The organism is Hydrocoleum sp. CS-953, assembly GCF_002260545.1.
Lineage (GTDB): Bacteria > Cyanobacteriota > Cyanobacteriia > Cyanobacteriales > Microcoleaceae > Trichodesmium.
Window position 1 is genome coordinate 1 of the sequence record NZ_LGSU01001005.1, and the last position, 5,967, is coordinate 5,967.

The 5,967-nt window shown below is 35.3% G+C and carries 6 protein-coding genes and 2 pseudogenes; all 8 read right to left on the bottom strand.

Translation table 11 applies throughout. The annotated features are described in order from the left end of the window. Positions 1–76 precede the first annotated feature (76 nt). Entirely contained in the window at positions 77–1,105 is a 1,029-nt protein-coding gene (locus AFK68_RS45205; protein WP_371357387.1) for a group II intron maturase-specific domain-containing protein, read from the bottom strand. Positions 1,106–1,138: 33 nt separating this feature from the next. Beyond that, positions 1,139–1,620: pseudogene (locus tag AFK68_RS14365) on the bottom strand (reverse transcriptase N-terminal domain-containing protein); the annotation flags it as partial. Positions 1,621–2,532: 912 nt separating this feature from the next. Then, on the bottom strand, positions 2,533–2,712 hold the full coding sequence (locus tag AFK68_RS14370) for a hypothetical protein (RefSeq protein ID WP_246844191.1): 180 nt from the start codon (positions 2,710–2,712) through the stop codon (positions 2,533–2,535). 1,097 nt (positions 2,713–3,809) lie between these two features. Next, positions 3,810–4,067: a hypothetical protein gene (locus tag AFK68_RS14375; protein ID WP_094673399.1), complete on the bottom strand. Its 258-nt coding sequence runs from the start codon at positions 4,065–4,067 to the stop codon at positions 3,810–3,812. Positions 4,068–4,116: 49 nt separating this feature from the next. Continuing rightward, complete coding sequence (locus tag AFK68_RS14380) at positions 4,117–4,563, bottom strand: IS1634 family transposase (RefSeq protein WP_256386559.1); 447 nt, start codon at positions 4,561–4,563, stop codon at positions 4,117–4,119. A 371-nt stretch (positions 4,564–4,934) separates the two neighbouring features. After that, positions 4,935–5,087, bottom strand: a complete 153-nt coding sequence (locus AFK68_RS36830; RefSeq protein WP_168186475.1) for a hypothetical protein — start codon at positions 5,085–5,087, stop codon at positions 4,935–4,937. Between the two features lie 20 nt (positions 5,088–5,107). Then, positions 5,108–5,599, bottom strand: a complete 492-nt coding sequence (locus AFK68_RS14385; RefSeq protein WP_094673401.1) for a DUF4277 domain-containing protein — start codon at positions 5,597–5,599, stop codon at positions 5,108–5,110. Between the two features lie 277 nt (positions 5,600–5,876). Continuing rightward, positions 5,877–5,967, bottom strand: a pseudogene (locus AFK68_RS41735) (zinc ribbon domain-containing protein); the annotation flags it as partial.

A 5,967-nucleotide genomic window follows, 5' to 3' on the forward strand; every position in this document is an offset into this window, starting at 1 on the left:
AAGATAAGGAAATCACAATTTCTTTATTAATTAATTATCAATTATCCATTTGTAAGTCCTATTTTTATCTTTTGAATTAAATATTCAGTGCTTTTTGTTTGCTCCAATTAATCCAGTCTGCGTGTCTCAATAATCTAACTTGACTACCATTTTTGCCAATACCAGAAAATTCCCTTTTGTTTTCCCCTATAGTTTGCCAATATTTTTGGCAAATCCAAAAATTATTTTTATTAGGGTGTCTTCTTTTTGCCCAACCCCAGAGTTTTTGGAATATTAAATTATCCAAATCCTGGAAGGTTTTCTTACTAACAAATGTTGAGTAATAATTTACCCAATTTTTAACAATAGAATTGAGTTTTCTGATTAAGGCAGCTTGTGGCGCAGACTTATGCTTATCTATCACCTCAGCCACTTGACAATAATGACTCCTAATACTCTCCGCACTTGGTTTAATTTTGGTTTGAAAACCTAGCTTACTTTGGTTTTTACTCACCTCATATTGTCTGATATTGAATCCCAAGAAATCAAATCCAGGTTCTTCTTCACCACATATATATAATGTGTGAGAAATTGTAATTTGACTTGGTTTTAATTCCCAACATAAGTCAGATAAAGATTCTCTAATTATATCTTGGCATTTTTGAACTACCTCAATATCTTCGTGAGCTACTACCAAGTTACCTCCATAACGAATCAAACCTAAACCTTGACACTTAATAAAAAGTGTTTCAGTGTAATGTTTGATTTGTTCTTCTATACCAAGGAAAGCTATATTTACCAGTAGTGGAGAAATAACTTCATCTGTTAAGAACAACTCTTTCCTATCTTTTAACCAAACTCGAATTTGTTTGCGTAAACTGGGATAGGTATCTAATTTTTTTAATAGTCGTTCATAGTCGAGACATTCAAAGCATTTAGTTATGTCAGCTTTAAGTAAATATTTAGGCTGAAACTTAACACAATTAACAATTGCTTCTATCGCATCTCCACATGATTCCCCTAGTCTAAACCCATAACAATAAGATTCAAACTTTGCTTCCCATTGGTTTTCTAGAGCTATCTTGACAAGTATTTGCCAGGCAAGGTCTTGAACAGTGCTTCTTATAGGTTTAACTTTGCTATTTAGTTTTAATCCTTNTATTTAGGCTGAAACTTAACACAATTAACAATTGCTTCTATCGCATCTCCACATGATTCCCCTAGTCTAAACCCATAACAATAAGATTCAAACTTTGCTTCCCATTGGTTTTCTAGAGCTATCTTGACAAGTATTTGCCAGGCAAGGTCTTGAACAGTGCTTCTTATAGGTTTAACTTTGCTATTTAGTTTTAATCCTTTAGCCAAGGCAAAACATTTTTCTGGAGACAATGATTTAACACCGCCAACTCCTACTGTTTTCTCACCCTGGTTACTTTGACTAACCCTACGCACTGCCAATAACCTGCCATACCAGGAATTTATCAAGGTTTTTTGGAGCTTACGAACTGCAATAACATCACCACGTTGAGAGGCTCTGTAGATTCTTTTCCGTAACTTGAAGACTCGACGCTCAACTTTTGACCAGTTAATTTCGCGCCATTCCTTCCATTCCCCCGTAGTCTTTAAACTCGTATTAGACATATATATTACTTACTCAAACTCTACATTCCAAATCACCGTGTGTCCGTCTGCATATCCCATTAAATTAATTAAGGGCCTTTGCTTCTGACACAATCCCTCCCAATCAAACATACGGTTAGCACCTACTTGAGCAGTTATCAGTTATCAGTTATCAGTTGACTACGGCTATTAATCCTTAAAAACTAAATAAGGGCGAGCATAGCTGAAAGCTGATTGCTGAGTGCTGACTAGCTAAATAATTCAAGAGTTTTTCATGGGTTACTTCGTTCCAAATGACCTTATTTATATACCTTTAGGATGATGCTTTACGCCGGGTTTACGGGAAGTGCTTGTTAGTCGAACCAAATCTCGCTAACTCCCTATCCTTTGCCTTTTGGCCCCAGTGTCACAGCTTATTTCACTGGTTGAACGTGACGACGCTTCACTCACATCTTCGCACTATAGCTATCCAATGGGTATTTTGCTCGATGGGAACCAACTTAAGCTGCTAGTTTTACCACCTTTTCACCCCGCTTTACGGATTGATGGCTAGTCGCTACCGTAGGGGTGATGCTGTCAACCCCGCACCTGGGCGGAAGGAATCTCACCTCCAAGGTCATTTAGTTATAAGGCTAATGGCCTTACTCTGCTCACATTTTGGCACTATAGCACTACGTTAATTAGTTAGGACATTTTTAACGAAGTCAGAAGTCAGAAGTTGTTTTTGTCAAGGAGATTTATGCCCTGCTCCAAAAACATTTCGCCTTAAAAGGCGGGGTTTTAAACCCAATTTTTTTGATAAATGCTCCTCCGAGCCTCAGAAATTAATTCTAAATTCTAAATTCTCAAATACTCTGTGTGAGGGTTAGGAATTACTTCTGAATTCTAAATTCTAAATTCTCAATTGCCTATAGTGCTATATGACCCTAACTTTTAGCAGAAACGAATCGCACTTTGGTTTCCTTCACGACGGACTCTAGATACAACCCAGTTGCGCCATACCCAATGGTCTCCACGGCTAGTAACTGCACTGGCGTTGATATCCATTAAATCTGCCAGCTCAGAGCTAGTAATCAGATAGCCTTTACTGGCCACTTCATCAGCTATGTGCAAGGTTTCAATTAAGTTGCGCAGTTGCCCAACTCTCTGCTCCCTGGGCAGATTTTCAAGTAATTCGTTGGTTGTGTCATTCATGGTAATTTTGAGATTATGTTGTCAGATACTACGGCTTATGATTCTATCGTTTTATCACAAATCTTGCTTAATGACTTTTGTATATTATGGGCTAACTCTGGTTGAGAATTGCCGTTAGAGGTGAAAGATTGTTTTATCCTCATACATTTTTTTCAGCTTAAGAGTGGTTTGGATAGAGTATAGAATNATACTACGGCTTATGATTCTATCGTTTTATCACAAATCTTGCTTAATGACTTTTGTATATTATGGGCTAACTCTGGTTGAGAATTGCCGTTAGAGGTGAAAGATTGTTTTATCCTCATACATTTTTTTCAGCTTAAGAGTGGTTTGGATAGAGTATAGAATTATGTCTATAAATGCAAGATGATTGTTCCTTCAAATTTATAAATATTGATGTGAGTGCTATAAATTTTTCTTTCTATAATATCCGGCAGAACTTTCTATTCCCGTAAGTATGTCCACATTTTGAAATCTATCCGATTTTGTAGATATTCTCTACAGGTGTTGATAGTAAAAGGATGCTTGCCGTTTATTTCTTAGTTTCGCTAACTACAGCTAAAATGTTTGATTTAGATGGGGACTACTCTCAACAACTTTGTTCAAAAAAGTATACTTACACTACAATTATCTGCAAAACTATTCATTAAGATATTTCAGCTATACCGCTCTAGCTACTAGATAGTAGTAAATTTAATATGACAATATTTTATAAAATTGATATAACCCACATTCCGCACGACAAAATGTAGTACACAAAGAGTGGGAAACTTGAGTAAGTATTTAGACTTATAGTATGAGGTAGGAGGCGATATAGCTGCCGCACTTGCTCCGCCAACGCAAATCAATAAAATGGTATCAATTGCCGGAACTCATCAATAGACAATTCAAAAATTGCCAAAGTCTCTCTATCACTTGACTACTCCCATCTTAAATAATGGCCAAGTGCTTTCATTTGACACTACTATTCAATTGTTAATTATTTTAGTGCTTTACCTGCTTTAGTCTCAAGTTTCTCAATTGAGCAGATAGTATCTTTGACAACTGGGAGGAAAAAACTTCAATAATTCTAAAGGTTCATAAGTGAGATTAGATATGCTCTTAACTCCAGAATTAATTAATAAATGAATTGACTGAAAACATTGAAATATCGAGGGTAAAGTCGGCCTATTAGTAGGACGACCCAATTGATTTTTTACAGTAGATTTAGTTCGGTTTAAAGTTTGGCGTAGTTGACGTTGACCTAAAGTATAAACTAATAAACATAGGCCCATAATTAATCCTAAAGCTTCGATTCGATGTGGAGATTTAAGGAAGACACTATCAGTTAAAATGATTAGGGTCTTCCTTAAATCTAAATCCTCTCTCAACGGATTGTTGTCCCTTGTATTTAGACAACATTTCTTCTGTAGTTAATTCAATTTTATCTAGGACATTTGTTGCTAATATAAATCTACCTGCCCGTTTTTTTTCTAGTGAGATTTTTGACTCTCTTAAGCCCACTTCAAATTGAACTGCATAAGGAAAACCTGTATCAGATTTTGACCCTACGGATTGAAAATTAATTTCTTTCAATTCGTGAGAGAAAAATTTTTTTAACAGCTTTCTGGTTGCTGTTTCTGCATCTGGTACACAAGCAAATTTTTCCGATTTTAAAGTGCGCAGTTTTTTGTCAACTTCAAATCGTTCTTTCTGGATTTTTTTCTCTAGGCTTTTCAAATCTGATTCTCGACGTAATTGACTTTCGACTACTAACCATCTCTGTGGAATACCTCCCTAGGTTTTTGATAGTTCTTGATATCTATATCCTTTAATCTGACTGGGATTTAAATTCGACTCANAAATTTTTCCGATTTTAAAGTGCGCAGTTTTTTGTCAACTTCAAATCGTTCTTTCTGGATTTTTTTCTCTAGGCTTTTCAAATCTGATTCTCGACGTAATTGACTTTCGACTACTAACCATCTCTGTGGAATACCTCCCTAGGTTTTTGATAGTTCTTGATATCTATATCCTTTAATCTGACTGGGATTTAAATTCGACTCATCTATTTCTTCAACTAACTTGTGAGCTGCTTTTATACGGACAGGAACTCGGCTTAACCATCTAATATTTGTTAATAACTGTAGGTTTTCGTATTGAGATCAAGCGCTATCTGCCACCATTAAACTGTCTAAATTTAACTGATTTTGGAAATCTTTCATGGCTTGCACAAATTGTTTTTGGTCAGATTCATTTCCCGAACCAATTCTCATCCACAATGGTACATCTCCATCATTCGTACAAATTAAATCCATCAGAAATTGTTTTAAGACTGTCAGTTATCTGATGAATATCCATAAGTAATTTTTATAGTTTTGGGTTCTAAATCTTCTTCAGATTCATCTTCATCTGTGTGATAATCTCCATGAACATGAAATGAAGTAGAGTCTAGGTGGACTGTATTTGTTTCTAGCTCATAAATTTTCACTGCTTCTAACACCACAGACATAAAAATATCATTTAATCCTCTGCCATACAGTTGATCTAATACCAGACCTAATTTATCATCATTAAAATACTCTGTTTTTACTCCTTTGCCAATTAAATGCTCTATAGCTTTTCCCTCAAAAAATTTACTCAATAAATATAGTGGAGATGAAACTAATCCTAACCCATTTAAAACCATTCCTTTGACTACTTGACCCCCTGTTATTTTTTCTGATAATTCTTCTCCTAATAGTTGATTTATTTTCTTTTCTATACCAATCTCATCAATAATTCCTGCTACTAATCCTAGATGGTCTATATTCCTAACTTCTATTGACATTTTCTCCTCTTTTTGATCTTCACTTCATATCTAGAATTACACTTTGAGCTTTTTTTTCAGATTTCTAAATACTTACTCAAGTTTCCCCCTCTTTGTGTACTACATTTTGTCGTGCGGAATGTGGGATATAACTTTGAATGAGTAAACCTGTAGACGATGGAGAGTAAAAACTAAGTAGGTAGGTCTAATTAAATCAGAACTTACGCAAATAAACTATATATAGTAGATATTGTGAATCAAAACTATAACGTCTTAGTATATGTAGTTTTCGGATTAATTTTAATGGCATATCTTGAACGTGACCACAGTTTGAGCAAGTCTTTGACGATGGGAAAAACCTATCAACTACTACTAACTCCGAACCGTAC